This is a genomic window from Polyangium sorediatum (assembly GCF_029946465.1).
Classification (GTDB): domain Bacteria; phylum Myxococcota_A; class Polyangia; order Polyangiales; family Polyangiaceae; genus Polyangium; species Polyangium fumosum.
The window spans coordinates 1-19424 of record NZ_JARZHI010000101.1 but is presented as its reverse complement, the minus strand read 5'-3'; the positions used below and the strand labels follow the sequence as shown (position 1 = coordinate 19424).

Annotated in this window: 14 protein-coding genes and 1 pseudogene; 4 read left to right on the top strand and 11 right to left on the bottom strand. The window is 70.1% G+C overall.

Annotation, left to right across the window (positions count from 1 at the left end):
* The first annotated feature begins 31 nt into the window (after positions 1-31).
* Positions 32-1183, top strand: a complete 1152-nt coding sequence (locus QHF89_RS46175; protein WP_136971896.1) for a formin — start codon at positions 32-34, stop codon at positions 1181-1183.
* Between the two features lie 93 nt (positions 1184-1276).
* Here the strand turns inward: QHF89_RS46175 and QHF89_RS46170 are convergent, their stop codons facing one another.
* The 10 genes from QHF89_RS46170 to QHF89_RS46125 all read right to left on the bottom strand — a co-directional run bounded on the left by QHF89_RS46170 (position 1277) and on the right by QHF89_RS46125 (position 12167).
* Positions 1277-2614: a hemolysin family protein gene (locus QHF89_RS46170; protein WP_284721837.1), complete on the bottom strand. Its 1338-nt coding sequence runs from the start codon at positions 2612-2614 to the stop codon at positions 1277-1279.
* A 38-nt stretch (positions 2615-2652) separates the two neighbouring features.
* The gene (gene truB, locus QHF89_RS46165; protein WP_136971898.1) at positions 2653-3738 is read right to left on the bottom strand and encodes a tRNA pseudouridine(55) synthase TruB; all 1086 of its coding nucleotides are present in this window, start codon (positions 3736-3738) and stop codon (positions 2653-2655) included.
* A gap of 1 nt (position 3739) precedes the next feature.
* Positions 3740-5242 carry a lysophospholipid acyltransferase family protein gene (locus QHF89_RS46160; RefSeq protein WP_284721836.1) on the bottom strand — a complete coding sequence of 501 codons (1503 nt, stop codon included), beginning with the start codon at positions 5240-5242 and terminating at the stop codon, positions 3740-3742.
* Positions 5243-5255: 13 nt separating this feature from the next.
* A complete protein-coding gene (locus QHF89_RS46155) occupies positions 5256-6323 on the bottom strand; it encodes an NAD-dependent epimerase/dehydratase family protein (protein ID WP_284721835.1) in 1068 nt (355 codons plus the stop codon).
* A 145-nt stretch (positions 6324-6468) separates the two neighbouring features.
* Positions 6469-7755: a hypothetical protein gene (locus QHF89_RS46150; protein WP_136971900.1), complete on the bottom strand. Its 1287-nt coding sequence runs from the start codon at positions 7753-7755 to the stop codon at positions 6469-6471.
* Positions 7755-8366, bottom strand: coding sequence for a GNAT family N-acetyltransferase (locus QHF89_RS46145; protein WP_136971901.1), 612 nt, complete (start codon positions 8364-8366; stop codon positions 7755-7757). The genes QHF89_RS46150 and QHF89_RS46145 overlap by 1 nt, the downstream gene beginning before the upstream one ends.
* Complete coding sequence (gene gatA, locus QHF89_RS46140) at positions 8363-9946, bottom strand: Asp-tRNA(Asn)/Glu-tRNA(Gln) amidotransferase subunit GatA (RefSeq protein WP_136971902.1); 1584 nt, start codon at positions 9944-9946, stop codon at positions 8363-8365. Before gatA ends, QHF89_RS46145 begins: the two co-directional genes overlap by 4 nt.
* A 2-nt stretch (positions 9947-9948) precedes the next feature.
* The gene (locus QHF89_RS46135; protein WP_136935923.1) at positions 9949-10320 is read right to left on the bottom strand and encodes an Asp-tRNA(Asn)/Glu-tRNA(Gln) amidotransferase subunit GatC; all 372 of its coding nucleotides are present in this window, start codon (positions 10318-10320) and stop codon (positions 9949-9951) included.
* Between the two features lie 112 nt (positions 10321-10432).
* Positions 10433-11218 carry an OB-fold protein gene (locus QHF89_RS46130; RefSeq protein ID WP_284721834.1) on the bottom strand — a complete coding sequence of 262 codons (786 nt, stop codon included), beginning with the start codon at positions 11216-11218 and terminating at the stop codon, positions 10433-10435.
* 190 nt (positions 11219-11408) lie between these two features.
* Positions 11409-12167: a hypothetical protein gene (locus QHF89_RS46125; protein ID WP_284721833.1), complete on the bottom strand. Its 759-nt coding sequence runs from the start codon at positions 12165-12167 to the stop codon at positions 11409-11411.
* Positions 12168-12842: 675 nt separating this feature from the next.
* On the opposite strand from QHF89_RS46125, the gene QHF89_RS50305 reads away from it, so the two are divergent.
* Positions 12843-14150 carry a zinc metalloprotease gene (locus tag QHF89_RS50305; protein WP_284721832.1) on the top strand — a complete coding sequence of 436 codons (1308 nt, stop codon included), beginning with the start codon at positions 12843-12845 and terminating at the stop codon, positions 14148-14150.
* Between the two features lie 219 nt (positions 14151-14369).
* Here QHF89_RS50305 and QHF89_RS46115 read toward each other — a convergent pair whose 3' ends face one another.
* The gene (locus QHF89_RS46115) at positions 14370-15188 is read right to left on the bottom strand and encodes a hypothetical protein (protein WP_136971904.1); all 819 of its coding nucleotides are present in this window, start codon (positions 15186-15188) and stop codon (positions 14370-14372) included.
* Between the two features lie 754 nt (positions 15189-15942).
* On the opposite strand from QHF89_RS46115, the gene QHF89_RS46110 reads away from it, so the two are divergent.
* Together QHF89_RS46110 and QHF89_RS46105 are read left to right on the top strand one after the other, a co-directional pair.
* Positions 15943-18627, top strand: a complete 2685-nt coding sequence (locus tag QHF89_RS46110) for a hypothetical protein (protein ID WP_136971905.1) — start codon at positions 15943-15945, stop codon at positions 18625-18627.
* 311 nt (positions 18628-18938) lie between these two features.
* Positions 18939-19424 (top strand): annotated as a pseudogene (locus QHF89_RS46105) (hypothetical protein); the annotation flags it as partial.

The following is a 19424-nucleotide window of genomic DNA, read 5'->3' as shown; positions in this document are numbered from 1 at the left end:
TAACTTGCCCGCTGGTCGCTACGAGGAGCCGATGGCTGCTGAAGACAAGAGCAAGAAACCCAAGATCGATCTGAAGGCGCGGCTCGGCAAGACGAACATCGGAACGCAGGCCGTTCCGCTGCCCGTTCCTGGCCAGTCTCAGCCGCCGCCCTCTGGTTCCGGTGGGAAATCACCGAACATCGCTCCGCCGCCTGGGATCTCCCCCGGCATCCCGGTTCCTCCGTTCGCCCAGGCCGCGAAGCCTGCCGCCGCCGAGGCGCCGCCGCCGAAGCCCACCGCCGTCCAGCAGACCATCAAGGTCGAGGTCGGCGAGGAGATCATCAAGGAGCGCGAGAAGGCGAAGAAGCGCGTCATCATGGCCGCGGTCGGCACGGCGATCCTCGGCATCGCCATCGGCTACCCGGTCGGCGGCGCTGCTGCGCGCAACGAGCGCGGCAAGCAGATCGTGGCGAACGCCAAGGCCCTCATGACGGACGTGAAGGCCGCCAACGAGAAGATGAAGGAGCTCGAGACGCTCCTCGGCGAAGCGGCGGAGAAGCTCGGCAAGAAAGAGTATCCCGCGGAGCTCGCCGGTCAGCTCGGCGGCATCAACATCCCGTTCGACGCCACGAAGGTCGACGGCCCGAGTATCTCCGGCCTCAATCCGGGCGCGCTGCGGCAGCTCCTCAACTTCACGAAGGGCTGCGAGGAGCTGAACAAGAAAAAGGACAGCTTCAAGAACCTGCTCGAGTTTGCGAAGGCGCCTGTCGAGAAGGCCTGGAAGGAAGAGAAGGAGCCGGTGATGAACTTCTCCGTCCTCTTCCGGTCCGACCAGAAGGGCGTGATCGCGGAGCTCGTGCCGGTCAAGGAGCCCTACGACTTCGGCAAGGACTGGCCTGCGAACTACGCCATCCTCAAGCCGGAGCGGACGCAGCAGGGCATGAAGTCCGTCGAGAAGAAGCTGAACCGCTACACGAAGGGCGATCTGCCCGGCAGCGGGGATCCCGTGCTCGTCCCCGTCGATCCCATGACGACGTCCGTGTTCACGAGCCAGGAGGTCGTCCGCAACCTGCGCAAGGCGTTCGTCGACCTGCGCATGGAGCTCAAGGGCGACGACAGCAACCCCGCGGCCCCCGTCACCGGCCTCATCGAGGTCGGCGACAACCTGATGACCTCGATCCAGAAGGTCACGCAGGGCGGCTGAACACCTCTCACCCTCGGGTGACGAAAAAGAAAACGGGGCTCGCGGAAGCGGGCCCCGTTTCGTTTTGTCGCACGACGAAGACGAGAAGGACGCTCAGACCTCGACGCTGCGAGGCCTGACGATCTCGACCTTGCCGATGTGCTGTTCGTCGCAGTCGCGCACGATGAAGCGCAGGCCGTACTTGCTCACGCTCGCGCCGTTCTCGGGCGTCTTGCCGAGGTGCTCCGTGAGCAAACCTTCGAGCGTGTGCTCCTGCTCCACCGCGGCCTCGCCGTCCGGCAAGAGATCTGAGCCGAGGAACGCCGAGAGATCACGGATCGACACCGCCGCGTCCGCCATCAGCCGGCCGTCGCCGAGATCCTGGATCGGCGGCGCTTCCTCCGCGTCGTGCTCGTCGCGGATGTCACCGACGATCTCTTCGAGCACGTCCTCCAGCGTCACGATGCCGCTCAGGCCACCGAACTCGTCCATCACGATCGCGAGGTGCTGCCTGCGGCCGCGCATCTCCTTCAGCAGCGTCGAGAGCGGCTGCGACTCGGCCACGAAGTTCGCCGGGCTGCGCACGATCTCCTGCAGCGACTTGTTCTTCAGCCGGTCTTCCTCGAACGCCTTGAACAGGTCCTTCGCGTAGAGGAGACCCACCACGTTGTCGAGCTGCTCGCGATAGACCGGGTAACGCGAGTGACCACTCCCCGTGACGATCGCGAGCGTCTTGTCGAGCGGGGTGCTCACCTCGATGGCCTCCACGCGCGAGCGCGGGATCATCACGTCCTTCGCCGTGCGATCCTGGAACTCGAGCACGTTGCGGATCATCTCCGCGGGCTCGCGACCGAAGAGACCGCTGCGCGCGCCCTCCTCGACGAGCATCTCCACCTCCGCCTCCGTGATGTGCGGATCCGGCGGCTCGCTGATCTCCTTCGCTGCGATCGACGTGCCGAGCCAGCCGAGCGGGACCGCGAGCGGGAGCATCGCGATCTCCAGCGGCCTGAGCCAGCGCGCGGCCATCGGCGCCACGTGATCGGCGTGCTTGCGCCCGAGCGTGGTGCTCACCTCGAAGAGCGTGCTCGTGAGGACCACGGTCACGGCGAAGGTGAGCAGCGGCGCCGCTTGCGGATACAGCGGCTGGAAGAACAGCATCGTGAAGACAGCCGACAGGGTCGTGCTGAGGACCCTGCCGAGCAGGTAACGCGACCGGAGCTTGGCGTCGGCGCTGCGGATGCGCTCGAGCGCCGCTTTTTCCGGTCCTTCCGCCTGCTCGATGAGCGCCGCCAGGCGGGTGGGGGTGAGGCTCGTCAAGGCTGTGTCCGCGCCGGCGAACAGGGCCCCGACGAGCGCCGACGCGATGGCCCCTGCCAAAAGCGCCAGTGGTACGTCGTTTGGACTCAAAACCGAACTCCCTACGCGTCGAATCGTAGCGGACCTAGCTTTCACGGCGCAACCCGCCGCGGTCGCTCGGCCGCTACGGATGGTCAGGGCGGAAAGCGACGACCAGACGCGACGTGCTCTTCCGTCTCGACCCCGCGGCCCGCGGGAACATCCGTGAAGCCGCGTTGAACCACATACCCATCATGATCCCATTTCCCCACGGCGACCAGACGGCCCTCCGGGGAAAGCCAGGCGCTCGCTTCCGATTCTTCGGGCTCGGAAGGTTCGTCCGGGCGAGGAGGGGTGCTCTCCAGGGTCTCCGTCTCGCGTGGGGGCGGCGCTGAAAAGTCCGCGGCGCCGAGGCGTTTGCCTTGGGATGCACGCACCGCGCCCTCGGCCGTGAGCACGGCCGTGGGCAGGCCCAGACGAACGGCCGCGGCGAGGGGCACGACGGCCGCGCGCAGGGCGTCGGGGGGCGCGTCGAGCACGTTCGCGACGTCGAGCCCGAACGGCCCGCTCCGCGTGCGACGGAGCGCGCCGAGGTGTGCGGGCACCACGAGGGCCACGCCGAGATCACGCGCCAGGGAGCGCACGTAGTAACCCTTGCTCACGTCGAGCGAGACGTCGAGGAACGCGAGCTTCCCCGGTTCGAGGATCCCCGCGCCGCGGAGCTCGATCGCGCGCGCCGCGACCGGACGCGCAGGCAGCTCCACCACCTCGCCCCGCCGCGCCCGGTCGTAGCTCTTCGCCCCGTCGACCTTGATGGCCGAGTACGCAGGCGGCGCTTGCTCGGTCCGCGCGCGCTCCCGATCGAGCGCGGCCGTGATCCCCTGCAGAACGGCGCTCGCGCCTTCCTGCGTGAACCGCGTGATCTCGTCTTCGAGCCACGCCGGCAGCGGCGCCTCGACCGTGACCGTGCCTTCAGCGTCGAGCGTGTCCGTGCCACGACCGAGGACCACACGCGCCTCGTAGGCCTTGTCGTGCGCGGTCAGGTAGGGCCCGAGCTTCGTGGCCTCGCCGAGCAGCATCACGAGCACGCCCGACGCCATCGGATCGAGCGTGCCGGCGTGGCCGATGCGGCGCATGCCGAGGGCGCGGCGCAGCTTGCCGACGACGTCGTGGCTCGTGGGACCTTTGGGTTTGTCGAGGACGAGGACACCGGTCGTGTCCCCGCGTTCCTTTGGGCTCATCCTACCCCAGCCAGACCGAGCGCCGCTCGGACAACATCCGGTCGAGCATGCTCTGGATCGACGCGCGCACGCGCTCGGAGAGGCGACCCACGAGGATCTCGTCGTCGGCCGCCTCGGGGCCGTAGTTGCTCCACGTGAGCGGCTCGCCGAAGCGGATGCGCCACTTCGTCGGCGCGGGCATGAGGCCGAGCGGCCCGAGCGCCGGGAAGGTCGGCGTGATCGGGAAGTACGGGATGCCCAGGGTCTTCGTCATGTACTCGAAGCGGTAGAGCATCGGGTTCGCCTCTTCGGCGCCGACGATGGCACAAGGCACAAGAGGCGTGCGCGTGCGCAGGCAGAGGCGGATGAAGCCGCCGCGGCCGAAGCGCTGCAGCTTGTAGCGGTCGCGGTAGAGCTTGCCGATGCCCTTCGCGCCTTCGGGGAAGACCGCGACGAGCGCGCCCTTGTTGAGCAGGCGCTCCGCGTTCTCCTGGCACGCGCGCACCGCGCCGAGGCGGTTCATGAACGTGCCGACGAAGGGCAGGTAATAGACGAAATCCTCGGCGAGCCAGCGCAGCTCGCGGTGCGCCGGGTGATCACGCCGGACAGCGGCGCGCAGCATCGCGCCGTCGTAGGGCAGGGGGCCGCCCGCGTGGTTCGCCACGACGAGGCAACGGCCCTCGGTGGGGATGTGATCGGCGCCCTCGACCTCGACGCGGAAATACCGCTTCGTCATGAAGTCGAGCACGGGCAGGAGCTTCGCCTCGAAGGCCGGATCGAGGCCGAACTCGTCGACCTCCTCGGAGCGGCTCCGCAGGCCCGCGCGTCCCCACTGCTTCGCGTAAAACTCGGGCGAGAGGACCTCGCTCGCGGTCGCCGACTCGGGCACCGAGGCCCGCGGCGCCGGCACGTCGCTGCGCGGCTTGGCCTTGGGCACGTCGCTCTTGCGCGCGGCAGGAACCGGCGGCGGCTTGGGCACGTAGGCCGGCTCGTCCGCGCGCTCGCGGCCGCGCCCGATCATCAGGTCGAGCCGGGCTTCGAGGTCGCGGATCTGCTGCTCGATCTCGGCGGGGTTCGTCGCGCCCGCGCCCGCTGCATCGGCCTCGTCGCGCACGGACGCGGGGGGCATGCTCGGGCGGATGACGGCCTCGGTGGGGCCGATCGGCGCGACGTCGTGCGCCTCGTCGGCGTCGAGGTCGTAGCCGGGCACGAGGCGCGGCCAGGGCGGCGCGTCCCCGTCGAGGGCGGTGCCGTAAGGCAGGGCGGGCGCGATCTCGGCCGCGGACCAATCGTCCTCGTCGTCCTCGCCGTCGTCCTCGTCGTCGTCCTCCGAGGAGGCGGGGGGCGGCTCCGCGAAGAGCCGCGGCGCCGCGATCTCGCCTTCTGCAGGAGAGATCTCCTCCTCGGGCGCGGCGATGCCGGCGTCGGCGGCGACGAACGCCGCGGTCGCCAGGGGCTCCTTCGACGCCACGTCCGCGCGTGTCTCCTTCGTCTCCTTGTGCTTGCGCTTCTGCTTCTTCCCCATGGAAACCGCCCGCCTAGGCAGGGCTCTCCTGCAGCAGGTTCGCGTCGCGCAGGCTCTGCGCGGCGAGGTAGTCGAGCAGCGCCTCGCGGGTCGTGTAGGCCGGCCGGAAGCCCATCACGCGCGCTGCCTTGTCGCCGTCGGCGACGCAGACGTACCGCAGGTACCGCAAAAAGCTCGGCGGCACGGCCGAAGCCTGCGTGATCCAGGCCGCGCCGACGAGCGAGCTCGCGACCGTGTGCGGCAGCGGCATCGACGAGCGGCCGGCCAAGCGCAGCACCATGGAGAGCGGCAAGACGCCGTCGGACGTGATGTTGAACGTGCCCGGATGATCCCGATCGAGCGCGAGCTTGAAGGCCGCGAGCGCGTCGACCTCGTGCACGAACTGCAAGAGCGGATCGAAGCCGAGCAGCGTGGGCACGACGCGCATGCCGAGATACCGCGTGACCCAGTTCTGCACCGTCGGCCCGACGATCGGCGCCGTGCGCAGGACCGTGACCACGGTGCCCTTCGACTTCGCGGCGAAGGCGTTGAGCTCACGCTCGGCGGCGATCTTGTCCGCGAAGAACGGCTCGTCCATGTCGGCGCGCAAAGCGTGCCGCTCCGTGAGGAAGTTCGGGTTCGTGGGGTGCGCGCCGTAGAGCATCGTCTGGCTCCACTGCACGAGCTTGCGCAGCCGCACCTGCCGCACGGCGTTGAGGAGGTGCATCGTGCCGACCGACTCGAGCTCGTGCGCCCAGCCCGTCGCGTGCGTCGGCGACGAGAGGAAGCAGAGGTGCACGAGCGTGTCGACCTCCTCGGAGGCCAGGATCTCGGCGACGCGATCCTCCGAGGCCGGGTTCGTCAGATCGACCTCGAAATGTTTCGCTTTCGGGCCAGCCGTGTCGGGCGACTTCACGTCGATCGTCACGATGCGCGCTGTCGCCGGATCTTCTTCGAGGAGGCCGACGAGGTTCCGGCCGAGGAAACACGCTGCGCCCGTGAGCGCGACGACGCGTCCGCCCGAGCGGCTCCGCGAGCCCCTCGCAGGCGGGATCGCCGTATCACGAGGCTCGCTGTTCGAGTTGTCGATCGGATCTGCCATGCGGAGCGGCCTCGACACTACCCGCTCGCGCGGCGAGCGCAACATCTCGGTGGATGCTCGTGGACGACGCTCGGACAAGCCGAGCTACGCTCCCGAACCCCGTTTGCCCAGCGCGGATCGGGTTCGCCCCGAGGTCACGACCTGGTCACGGCGCCGCGCACGTGGCGCGCACCCACGAAACCTCGTCCCCCATCTGGATCCACATGTCCACGTCGGCGCCGCGCGCCGCGACGGCAAAACTCGTCGCGTCGGCCACGGGCATCGGCGCCGAGACCGGCGTGCCCTCGGCGTCGAGCACGACCGCGTACGCCACCTTGCGCGCCACGCCGCAGCCGAGCGGGGCGAGGTAGGCCGCGAGCACGCCGCGCTCGAGTGGCCGGAGCGCGCCCGAGACGGGCGGCGCGTGTGCGCGCACCTCGGCGGCTTCCTTGCCGACCCGCTCGAAGCGCAGCTTCCCGCCCTCCTTCGCGCAGCCCTCCTCGTCGATGGTGGCCCCGTACACGAGCGCGATCGGACGCGCCGCCACGGTCGCGTCCACGATGCCGAACGGCGCCGGCACGCGCCCGAGCGAGCGCGCCGCGCCGTCGGTTGCTTCCCAAAAGACCAGCTCTTGCCCTTCGAGCAACGCCGCGACCACGCCGCCGCCCGCGCCTGCGTCGCTCCCGGGCGGCGGCACTTCGAGCCGCGCGATGCACGAGGGGCGCGCGTCGCTCTCGGGGGTGTCCGGGACGATCTCGGTCCGCTTCCACGACGAGGCCGGCTCGTTCGGGAGGCCGACCCAAAGCGCGGCGCCCGCGACCGCCACGTTGCCGAGGCGCGTCGTGAGCAGCGCGCATCGCGACGAACCACACGCGAGATCGAGCACGTCGAACCGATCGCCCTCGCCGATCGGCGTCGCGTGGTCGCCCTGGTGCACGAACCCACGGGAGAGCTTGTCCTCGCCTTGCTCGCTGTACGCCGCGAGCCACACGCCTGCGTCGGTGCGCGCGAGGCGCGGCATGGCGTCGGCGTCGAGCCAGGGCAGCGGCGTCGCCCCCTTGCTTTCGCCCTCCGCGTCGAGCACGAGCCCGGCGACGCCGAGGAGCCGCGGCGGCGTCTCTTGTTCGTCCGCGTCAGCCACGACGAGCGCCCCCATCCCCCGCGGGGCGGCGACGAACCGCGTCGAGGGGGCGACCTTCGCGCGGACGAGCGGCGCGCGCATCTCGCAGCCCGTGGGGAGCGCGATCCCCGGGATTCCCGGTCCGATCCGCGCGGGCTTGAAGACCCACGGCGCGGGCGGCGGCAAGAGCTCGTCCTTGGGGATCGGGATCGGCGCGGGCGGGCCCGCGTCGGCCTTCGTGTCCTTGTCCTTGGGCGTGCAACGATCGCAGCCGGTGGCGAGAAAGAGCAGCGCCGCTGCCGTGAGGAGGGGGAGGGCGTCGTTTCGCGACACTAGAGCACCCGACGCAGCACCGGATACGGCTCGAGTCCGCCCACTTCCTCGAACCCGTTTGGCTCGTACGCGCCCATCGGACCGGTCCAGAGCTCCTCGTCGCTCACCGGCTCCTTCGGCCGGCGCGGCAAGGCTTCGAGCACGCGCGCGCCGAACGTGTCCTTTGCGTACGCAACGGCGCCCGCGACGAGCGCCTTCGCCACGCCCTGCTTGCGGAAGCTCGGATGCACGAGCGTGCAGCCGAGGAGGAACACGCCTTGCCGATCCCCCTGAAACGCCGGGAGTTGCTTGTAGAAGCGGCGCTCGTAGGCCTTGCGCATCCCGGCCGCGGGCGTGACCTTGAGCCAGCCGACGAGCGTCGGCTTCCCCGCGTCGTCCTCGTGGATCGCCACGATCCCCTTTGCTTCGTCGCCGCCCGCCGCGAGCGCGCCGAAAAACGCCGAGGCGTTCTCCTCGGGCGCGTTCGCGCAGCGGTCGAGCCAGTCGTTGTTCGTCCCGTCGAAATGCCAGAACCGGCAAAAACACGGCGACGAGGCCGCCGCGAAGAGTTCCCGCAAACCGGACGCGTGCTCGGGGCCCGCGGGGGCCGTGACGAGGCGAGAATCGCTCATGCTTCGGACACCGGGGGTTTGGGGGCGTAGCTCGGCTCGTCCGAGCGTAGCCCCCATGGTTGACTGGGACGAAGCCCACGCGCCGGCGAGATGCCCTCCCACGCGGCGGCGAGCGCGCAGAGCCGCGCCTCTTCGAGCGGCGGGCCCACGAGCTGCAGGCCCACGGGCAGCGATGGCACGCCGTTCGCCGCGGGCGTGGGCGCGCACGGGACGCTCAACGCGGGCACACCCGCGAGGCTCGCGGGCAGCGTGTAGATGTCGGCGAGGTACATCGCGAGCGGGTCGTCGATGCGCTCGCCGAGCGGGAACGCGACCGTCGGCGAGACCGGCGCCGCGATGACGTCGACCTCGCGGAACGCCTCCTCGAAATCGCGCCGGATCAACGTCCGGACGCGCTGGGCCCGCAGGTAATACGCGTCGTAGTAGCCCGACGAGAGCACGTAGGTCCCGAGCACGATGCGCCGCGCGACTTCGCGGCCGAAGCCCTCGCCGCGCGTCTTCGCATACAGGGCGCCCAGGCTCTCCGCGCCCTCCGCCCGCGCGCCGAACCGCACGCCGTCGTACCGCGAGAGGTTCGACGAAGCCTCCGCCGTCGCGAGCACGTAATACGTGGCCACCGCATACCGCGTATGCGGCAAGTGCACCGGCCGAAGCTCGCAGCCGAGCGACGCGAGCCCGGCGAGCGCCTCGCGCACGCTCTTTTCCACGGATGGCTCGAGCCCCTTCGCAAAATACTCCTCGGGCACGCCGATCCGCATCCCCCGCACGTCGCGCCCGCACGCCTCCTCGTACGCCGCCACGGGCGCCCCGAGGCTCGTCGCGTCGTGCGGATCCCGCCCCGCGATCACGCCGAGCAGCCGCGCCGCCGAGCGCACGTCGGCCGCAAAGGGCCCGACCTGGTCCAGGCTCGACGCGAACGCGATGAGCCCATACCGCGAGACACGCCCGTACGTCGGCTTGATCCCGACCGTCCCCGTGAGCGCCGCGGGCTGGCGGATGCTGCCGCCCGTATCCGACCCGAGCGCGCCGAGCGCGAGCCCGGCCGCGACACAGACCGCGCTCCCGCCCGACGAGCCGCCCGGGATGCGCGACGGATCCCAGGGGTTTCTCGCCGGGAAAAACGCGCTGTTTTCGTTCGACGAGCCCATCGCGAACTCGTCCAGGTTCGTCTTGCCGACGAGCACCGCGTCCGCCGCCCGCAGGCGCGCGACCACGGTGGCGTCGTAGGGCGGCCGGAAGCCGCGCCGCGGATCGAGCGTCGCCTCGCCCTTCGCGGCCGGCCGGAGGAGGATCCGCGATCCGGCCGTGGTCGGCGCGTCGCGCGTGCAGAGCGCGTCCTTGACGCCGATGGGCACGCCGGCGAGCGGCCCCAGCGCCTCGCCGCGCGCGCGCTTCTGATCGACGGCCCGCGCGGCCGCGAGCGCCTCCTCGGCTTGCACCGTCAAGAACGCCCCGAGCGCGCCGTCGCGCCGCGTGATGCGGTCGAGGCTGGCCTGGGTGACCTCCTCGGCCGAGACCTCCCCGCGCGTCACGAGGCCGGCGAGCTCCGGGATCGAGCGATCGAGCACCGTTGCGTCCATGGTCAATCCTCTTCCACGAAGCCCGGCACCGCGAACCCGTCCATCGACGTCCGCGGCGCCTCACGGAGCGCGATCTCGTGCGGCAGGCTCTCGTGCGGCTCGTCCGCGCGGAGCTCGACTCGCGTCGGCTCGACGCTTGGGGCTCCGGGTCGCCCTGCGGCGCCCTCCGCCCCAAACCCCGGCACCACCTGCGCCGTCGGCTCGATCCCCGTCACGTCGAGCTCTTCGAGCTGCCGGACGTACGCGAGGATCCGGCCGAGATCCCCGGTCAGGCGGCGGATCTCGTCGTCCGGGAGATCGAGGTTGGCGAGGCGAGCGAGCGAGCGGACCTCGTCCTCGGCGAGGGGAGGGGGGCCTTCGGGCGCGGGGGACATCGCTGCCGGATGTAGCACGGGGGAGGGCAGGGGAGGGGGCGGGGAGGCGGAAGCGGGAGGCCGCATTCGGGATCGGAAATCGGTCCCGGGAATGCGGCCCCATTGCGAGGTTTCACGGCGCGAGCGTCGGCACGTCGTTCTCCCAGCGGACGCGGGCGAGCGCCGAGCTGAACTCGACGGCGAGCCGCGGGCTGAGCGACTCGTGCGTGAGGTGGCACGAGGACGTGTCGACGCTGATCATACGCCCCGCGCGCTCCTGCGCCGGCAGGCTCGACGTCTTCGCGCGCCACGCCTCGAATCCGGCGGGGCTCCCGCACACGAGGGCCGCTTGCTCGGCGCCGAGCACGAGACGCGCGCCGAGCTCCTCGCGGTCCTGCTCGCACGTCCCGCGCCCCAGCGCCTTCGCCACGACCCGGCACGCCTTCACCTGCGTGTTGACGACACATCCCTCGATCTCGACGTGTTTGTCGAATTTCACGAGCTTGCCCACGACATCGACGGGATCGTCGGGCTTCAGGGCGGCGATCTCGGCCGCCTCGCTTTCTCGCGCCGAACACCGGACCGACGGGGCGTCGGGTTTTGCCTCTTTGGGCATCGTCACGACGAGCTTGGCCCCATCCTTCACGACTTCGCCGAGCTTGCCCCGGACGAGCACGTGTTTGCCCTTGAATCGCTCGTCCGCGCGCGGGGCGCTCGCCTCGTAGGCGTCGAGCAGCTCGACGTGGGAGACCTCGACCTCGGGCGGATTCGCCCGCACGGAAGGAGCCGCGGGCGGCGCCGGGGCCGCGCTCGCGGAGGCTGCGGCCCCTCCTTCGCGGGAGGCATTGTCGGTGCGGGAGCAGGAGACGACCCCGAAGGCCGCGAGAACGACCCAGAACCACGAGCATCGGCGCGCCATGGCGCGACAGGCTACGTGGTCCGAGCGGAGGAGACAACCCTCGGCGCGGCGCCGGGGTTTCACCCCGGGCCCGACCAGGGGCTCTTCGCCCCTGGACCCGAACCAGGGCATGGCCCTGGACCTCAGGTGCATCGACCGCGATGCGGTCGATGCACGAGATTTGCCTACCAGCGCGCGACGTAGCTCCCGATCAGGGGGCCTCGCAGAGGATGAGGCACTGGTTCGCGGGGTCCGCGGCGCAGTTGCCGAGATCGGCGGGATCGAAACCACAGGCGCAATCGTACGTGTACGGGTCCACCTCGCAGCCGCAATCGAAGGCAAGGTCGGCATAAGCGCCCTCCGGGACATCGACGTCCGCACAGGAGAAGAACTCGAAGTCCTTGTCGACGTTCTCCGACACGCAGATGACCTGGTTCACGACATCGGCGCCGCCCGGAAGATACTCATCGGGGGTCGAGTTCGGGTACTGCTGGGCAAGGAAGTTCTCGGGGGCATAACAGGCGAAGTCATGCGCGTTGTCGACCGTCGTGATCTCCTCGCCGTAGCAATTCTCGCCGGCGATGACCGTGTAATAGAAGTCGTACGTGCCGTCTCCCGGGTAGTTGGGATCGTTCACGGCATTGCTGCCGCAGAGCTCGTTGAACTTCGCCGCGTCCTCTTCGTTGCCGGGCGCGGGGACCAAGGTCCCGTCCGCGTTGAAGTTGAAGCAAGCGGTCGCCTCGTTGAAGCAGCGGTATTTGCTATCCGTGACGCCGTCGCGCTCGGCGGCGATGAGCACGGAGTTGCCGTACCAGCTCACGCCGCTGCCGCTGAACGCCATCTTGACGCTCGCCGTCTCGCCATTCTCTCCGTCCCCGCTCCCGGGCGTCATGTCATTGCAACCGCTCACGGTAACGAGCCCGCCGAAAACCACCATGCCGCACAACGAGATAAGCTTAGTCGTGTTCATGTGTCATCTCCTCAATCGTGGTCGTACGGCGCGACGTCCTCGAACGCCGCGCGAAATCCTCATGGCCGGGCTGGCAAAGCCGCCGCGGTCGTGATGGATCGGTCTCTGTCCCCGCGGCGAAAGCCGAGCAGACGATGTGCGTGTGGAGCGTCCATGGACGCCTTCCTCGCGTTCGTCCGACCAGCAACGCCGCAGCGTGCCCCACCTCGACCCTCGGTCGGCGCGGTGTTCGCGCCCTCACCCAGCGACGAGACGACAGGAAACTAGCTTGGAATGTGGGCCCGGCAAGGAGAAAGGAAATCGGATGGGATAACAATATAGGACGTAACCCGGGTGAAAAAGGGAGTTTCCAGGCCCCATTTCCAGGGGTCCGCATTCCCCCTGCCCCCTCCCATCCATTCCCTCACCACGCGCCCCCCGCCCGTCCCGAATCCTCCCCTCCAACGTCTGCGTGTCGTTGTCCGGCGGGGCCCGAGTCCGTCGCACATCCGTCCGTGATCCTACCGCCCGGCACACCGAGGCGTCCCGCGCCGCCGTTCTTCATGAAAAATTCTACGACGGCGTAAGAACTCGGCCGTCCATCTGCGTCCTGCGGACGCGGCTTTCGTTGATACGACCGGCACATCCCTGGTAGTTTTCCGGATTGTCGCTTCCCGGAACCAGGAGAGAAATTTCATGAAACGAGTCCATCACGTGGTGGCCCTCGGGGGCCTCTTCTTCGGAGCTGCTTCGTTCGTCGGTTGCGCCGCGGAGGACGGCACGTACGACGACGTCGACGACGATCTCGTGGGCGACGAGGGCACCGTCGATCCGGCCTCCCGTCCCACGCGCGCGTGTGGCGTCATGGACCTCCCCGAGGCCGAGCTGCTGCGCGTCGAAGGCGAGTTCGAGCGCATCAAGGTGGTGCGCCCGGCAAACGCGTTCACCAGCCCGACCACGATCCCCGTGTACTTCCACGTGATCAACAAGGGCACGGGCATCGCGAACGGCGACATCCCGCAGAGCCAGATCGACGCGCAGATGACGGTGCTCAACAACGCGTACGCGGGCACCGGGTTCTCGTTCCAGTTGATCTCGGTCGATCGGACGACGAACGCGACCTGGTACACGATGGGCCACGGCTCGACGGCGGAGACGAACGCCAAGAACGCGCTCCGCAAGGGCGACAAGAACGCGCTCAACGTCTACACGGCGAACCTCGGCGGCGGCCTGCTCGGCTGGGCGACGTTCCCCTCGGACTACACCGGCGCGCCCAAGAGGGACGGCGTCGTGCTCCTGTTCTCCTCCGTGCCGGGCGGGACCGCGTCGCCCTACAACGAGGGCGATACCGGCACGCACGAGGTCGGCCACTGGCTCGGCCTCTATCACACGTTCCAGGGCGGCTGTGCGTCCCCGGGCGATTCGGTCTCGGATACGCCGCCCGAGGCCTCGGCGGCCAGCGGCTGTCCGACGGGCCGCGACACCTGCTCCGGCGGGGGCGTCGACCCGATCACCAACTTCATGGACTACACGAATGACTCCTGCATGAACACGTTCTCGGCGGGCCAGATCACCCGCATGCAGAACCAGTGGGACACGTATCGCGACACCGGGACGCCGCCGCCGCCGCCGCCTCCGCCGCCGCCTCCGCCCCCGCCGTCCGGTACGTGCGCGCACGACAAGTGCGTCACCGGCGCGGCGCTGAATGCGTCGGCGTGTGGCTCGGTCGTCGCGTCGGTTTGCGCGGCCGACAGCTATTGCTGCACCACGAGCTGGGACAGCACGTGCGTGAGCGAGGTGTTCCAATACGGCGGCAGCGTCGCGTGCGGGACCGGCTCTTGCGCGCATAGCCTGTGCACGTCCGGCACCAAGCTCACGAAGGGCTGCGACCCGAACGGCGTGGTGACGACGATCTGCAATGCGGATCCCTACTGCTGCAGCACGTCCTGGGACAGCGTCTGCGTGAACCAGGTCGGGACCGTCGCTGGCAAGACCTGCAACTGAAGCGGCCGGGGAGCGGAGGCCCGGGCGAGCCGAGCGGAGCCCTTCGAGAGGCGAAGGCCCGTTCCGGATCGCCCGTCCCTCCCTCCCGTTCCCTGCGTCCCACCGACAGCACCTCGACGAGATCGACGCGCGCATCCGAGCCATCACGGACGAGCCGATCCTCGAATGGCTCGCGTCCCCTTGAGCTCGACCGCCGGCCCGCGAGGCCGCGTCGCCGACTCACCTGGGGCGCTTGGCTGCTTCGGCGGCCACGTACGCTGCGGCCTGGTTGATCCGGCCCAGATGAAATCGCATCCCGCCCACCAGGCTCGCATTGGGCCGACCGCCTTCCACGCCGGCGCCGCCCCACGCCCATTCGACGCGTCCGCGAAGCTCGAACGTGAACACATCCCAGTATCCGCCGCCGGGGGAGCCGCCGAGCGCGCCGGTGGCGCTCACGTGGTGGAGCCGCTCGCTCAGCGGCTCTCCGAAGAACGGCGTGTACAGCAGTTCGAGGTCTGCATCGAGCCTGGGGTGCTCGGCGACGGCGCGAATGCGCATACCGGCTGCTGGCCCCACTTCGGCGTACACGGTCGAATCGAGGGCCGATTTCGACAGCCAGTGCGGTGCGACGGTCAGGCCTCCGATCCCCTCCAGGACCAGGGGGCCGCGCGCGTTGCCCACGATGGTCACGAGGGCCAGCGCGTCGAGGCGAAGCCTCATGAGCCCCGACTTGCCGAACGCGTCGAAGTGCGAGCGTCCCATGAAACCGTAGCGGGAATCCTGGCGAGGGTAGCCGCCAAAGTCGGCGCTCACGGCAAATGCAGTCGCGCGCTGTCCAGCGCCCATATTTATCGCCAGCGTCCCGTAGCCAGGATCCTTGGTGGAGAACATCGCCACGTACGGTACCGCTCCCGGAATGGCACCCAGGAACGCCAGGAAAGGTACGAAGGCTCCGTTCCAACCCTCCTCATCCGTGGCATGGGCACGGCTCGAAACGGCGACGCAGGACAGGCCCACCAGCAAGGCAGCCAGGTGGCGAACAGAGGCGGTTTGCATCCGATGTCCTGGTCTCGGGGGTGCGTATCTGACGGCGTCGTTCGGCGGCGGCGCGTCGCAGGGGGAGGGGGGCGCGTTGTGGTGTTTGCGAAAGAGGGCGTCCACGAGGGATCGAGCTTGCGCCGCAGCGCGGGTCCGTCCACTTAACAGTTTTTAAATGGATGCTCGCGACGTGGTGCAGAATGGCAGGTGGCATTGGCCGTGCCAGGTCTCCATTTTTCCACTTCATGCGACGCCCGCCGACCCATTCCCCCGCCCCCGTCCGCGCCAGCTCCCCTCGCTGAAGCTCGCCCGAAGGTGTCTCCACGCGTCGACCCCTACGGTCGACGACGACGCGCGGGTGTCGCCACGCGTCGACCCCCTCGGTCAACGATGACGTGCGGGTGTCGCCACGCGTCGACCCCCTCGGTCAACGATGACCGGCGCCTCCCGCCACGCGTCGACCCCTCCCGTCCACAACGACCCGCGCCCCTCGCCACGCGTCGACCCCTCCCGTCCACGACGACACGCGGGCCTCGCCGCGTGTCCACCGGCGCTGGAGAACGTGGACCGAGGTGGTCTCCACGTGTCGACCGCCACGCGCGACGATTTTCGGCCCCTCATCCATGCCGCGGCCCCCCGACGAAACGTTGGCCCTTCCGCCGCGCCGATGATATTGCCGCGCCGCTCCGCGTTTTCCTGGCGCTGGGCAGGCCCCACCGGCTTCGAGCGTTCTGTCGACACTTGGGGGCTCCGCCCCGAACCCCTCCGCGGCATGGCTACCTCTCGCCTCTCCACCCTCGTTCGACAAGGACGCCGCCACGTCGCGCTCACCGTGCTCGGCGCCGCTGCGCTCGCCACGCTCGTGCCTCGTGGCGTCCCGAACCTCGGCGCGAAGGACAGGTCCACCGCGCTCGCCTCGGCGCTCGCGTCGCAGGGCCTCGTGGCCGCGGCCGACGACGTCGTCTGGATCGATCCGCCGCGCGGCGTGTGGGGCGCGCTCGGCGCAAAGAGCCGCGCCGTCGTGCGCGCCGCGCCCGCGCAGGGCGAGCCGAACGATCTTTTCCTCGTGCACGCCGAGCTCTCCCCCGAAGGCGTGCTCCTCGACGTCGGCGGCGCCTTCAACCTCACCGAGACGAGCGGCGCCGACGAGTCGCGGCCCACGGTGCGTGGCGAGCGCTTGGCCTACGTGTCGAGCCCGCTCATCGCCGGCAGCCATCCCACCGTGCACGTCTTCGACCTCTCGGGGCAAGCCCTCGCGACCGAAGGCTGGACGCGCGTCGAGCGGATGCAGAACGCGCTGACGAACGCGCAGGAGACAGGGCAGCTCCGCGGCATCGGCAAGCGCACGTTCACGCTCGCCGAAGGCGAAGGCGAGGGCCAAGGCGACGCGCAAGAGGCCGACGCGAAGGAAGGCGAGGCGCCCGCGCGGGACGTGCGATGTGCGCTCGAAGAAGCGACGCTCGTCGTGCGGGATGGTGGCCGCGAGGCGCGCGTGCCGCTCGACGGACCGGCGACGCTCCCGGCTTGGCTCTCGCACGAGAGTGGAGAGATCGCGCGGCCTGGCAACGTCGTCACGTGGTCGGTCGATCGCGTGCGTGACGTGATCGGCGACGAGGCGATGCAGACGATCAAGGCCGTCGCGTTCGCGGGCCTCGAGGTCGTCATGCGGCAGAAAGAGAACATGGGCGGCGAGCAGGCCGCGGCCGAGGCGATCGCCGAGGACCTCGGACAAACCACGCTCGAGGCGCCCACGCGCACGATGCCGACCGACCCCGAGATCGGCTGGCCTCCGGCGCCGCTCGAGCCGTGGATCACGCCCGCGCTGCCCGGCGAGGGGCAGTGGAACCCGCAGGACAAGGATCCGTTCATTCGAAGGATCGAGGGCCTGCCGCCCGCGTTCGTGACGACGTACATCCGCCCCGATCGCTCGCGCAAGACGACACGCGTGTTCATCGTCGTCTGGGATCCGCGGCAGGTGGAGCTGCACATGATGGCCGGCACGGTCGAGCCGAAGGGCGCGACGGGCGAGGCCGGGCCCGGCTTCATCCCGCGGGATCCCGCGGTGCTCGAGCGCGTCGTCGCCGCCTCGAACGCAGGCTTCCAGGCGCTGCACGGCGAGTTCGGCATGATGGCCGACGGCGTCGTGTATCTGCCGCCGAAGCCTTACGGCGCGACCGTCGCCGTGTTGCGGGATGGATCGACCGCGTTCGGGAGCTGGCCCGAGGATCAGAGCATCCCGCCGAACGTGCTGTCGTACCGGCAGAACATGACGGTCATGGTGCTCGACGAGAAGTTCAACCCGTACAACCGCACGTGGTGGGGCGGGACGCCGCCGGGCTGGGCGGACAAGACGCACACCGTGCGCACGGGCATCTGTCTGACGAAGGAGAAGTTCGTCGCGTACTTCTACGGCGCGGACCTCGGGCCCGAGGGGCTCGCGCAGTCGATGATCCAGACGCGCTGCTCGTACGGCATCGCGCTCGACATGAACGCGGGGCACAGCGGGCTCGAGTTCTACAAGGTCGCGCCCGAAGGCGAGATGGATCCGCTCGGCAGGCCCTTGCAGTACGACTGGGAGTCGGAGGGCACGGTCTCCGGCATCGACGGATGGAAGTTCCGCGGCAGGCGCTTCATCCGCGGCATGGGCCTCATGAACTTCCCGCGTTACATCAAGCGCGAGGCGCGCGACTACTTCTACATGACGCTACGCCACGTGCTGCCCGGCGCAGCCCTCGCGCCCGTCGCACAGCCGCCCGTCGAGGGCGAAGGTCAGTGGCGCGTCAAGGGCTTGCCGCAGCATGGCTTCCCCTACGCGCTCGCCACGACGGAGCTGCGCTTCGACGCGGCGCGGCCCGATCGCAAGGCGCGCGTGGTGAAGATCGATCCACGCACGGTGGGGGCTGCGAAGGCATCGACGCAGAGCGCGGCGAAGACGGTGGCCATGCTCGACGCCGGGCCGGCCGACGCAGGCGCGGGCGCGGCGTCGCTCTGGGCCTCGGCCGGCGCGTTCGCGATCGACGCGGAGCCGCCCGTCGAAGGCGCGATCCGCCTCGCGACGGGATCGCCGAACGCCGCGGTCGCGGCCGCCGCCGTCGGCGTGAACGACAAGGACGGCATGTTGCTCTACGTCGAGCTGGTGACGCCTGCCGACGCTTCGGCGGCCGACGCGAAGGCGTTCGACGCGCTCCTGAAGAACGCGGGGTGCAGCACGCGGCTGCTCCTTCCGAAGCCGCTCACGTTGGCGCTCGGCGGGGACACGGATCTCACCGGCGCCGCCGTGCACCCGCCCCAGGGACCGACGGCGGTCCGCCTCACACGCGCCGACGCCCCCGGCGGCCGCCGTTTCCTGGAGGACACGCCCATCGTGCCCATGAGCACGTGGTATCCGCTGCAACAGAAGCGGATCCGCTACTTCAAGAAGCCGGCGAAGGACCCCGCCGAGGGGGCGCCGAACTGACGGATCGCGCTGTTGGTGCGCGGAAGCTCGCGAAGTGAGCTTCCCTCGAGGGGGTGAATCGTCCGGGCTTTGCCCGGAGGGGGACGCGAGGCGTCCCCCTCGGGACCCAGACGAACACCGCGGAACGACGCGAACAAACTCGCGAAGCACGCCAGGCGCGGGTAGGCTAGATAGGTCTCGGTTTTCCCGCCTGAGCGCGGTGCGGTCACGGAGCCCCATCGATCCTCTACTCGCGTGGCGCGAGATGTGCGAAAGGGGTTTCTGTCGTCCGCGGCGTAACGTCGTCGCATTTCGTCGAGGAGTGGCTGAACATGGCCGATGATAAGGGCAGCGATCTGGACGTCTTCGAGGGGCTGGCGAAGAAGGCTCCTCGCGGCACCACGCCAGGACTCATGCCGCCGCCCCCTTCGGGCGCCGCCCGCAAGAGCACGCTGCTCGGCGGGGTCGCGCCCGTTCCCCTTCCGCCCCCGCCCGGGAGCGGTGGTCCCTTGCCCCCGCCGCCGAGCGCGTTGCCCCCGCCGCCAGGGGCGCCCTCGCAGCGGATCGCGACGCCGCTGCCGCCGCCGCCCGGAGCCTCCCCGTCAGCGCTGCCGCCGCCGCCCGGAGCCTCCCCGTCAGCGCTGCCGCCGCCGCCCGGAGCCCACCACGCGTCGGCGCTGCCGCCGCCGCCGCCCCGCGCCGCCGCCCCCTCGCAGCCGCTGCCGCCGCCGCCCGGCGCCGCCGCGCCGCCGTTACCGCTTCCGCCGCCGCCCGGCGCCGCCGCCACGGCCGTGCCGCTTCCGCCGCCGCCCGGAGCT